The 282-nt window shown below is 53.2% G+C and carries 1 protein-coding gene; it reads right to left on the reverse strand.

All coding sequences use genetic code 11. The annotated features are described in order from the left end of the window. The coding region (locus EN874_RS33310) for a DUF2272 domain-containing protein (RefSeq protein WP_348631842.1) at positions 1-233 on the reverse strand (233 nt) is incomplete at its 3' end. Positions 234-282: the final 49 nt, after the last annotated feature.

Raw genomic sequence — 282 nt, forward strand, 5'->3', positions numbered from 1 at the left:
TTCGTTACCGAGTTGCCAACGTTTCCGCCGATCACCCAAACCTTGTCAGCTTCAACCGCCACCACGATGTCGCAATGACCGCGATAGTTCCCCGATGCTTGGCTGTCATAATCGATATCCGATTGACGTGCCCAGCAAATAAGATCTCCTACTACTGGCTTGTATTCATTCAGCCTATACGCCCAAAACCCAGCGTCGGAGCCGCTCAACCTGTCCCGTATAGCCTGATAGATATAAACTGAGTGTAGGGTGGAGTACCTGAACCGGCTCGCCGCTCCGGAC

It is taken from the genome of Mesorhizobium sp. M1D.F.Ca.ET.231.01.1.1 (assembly GCF_003999155.2).
GTDB lineage: Bacteria > Pseudomonadota > Alphaproteobacteria > Rhizobiales > Rhizobiaceae > Mesorhizobium.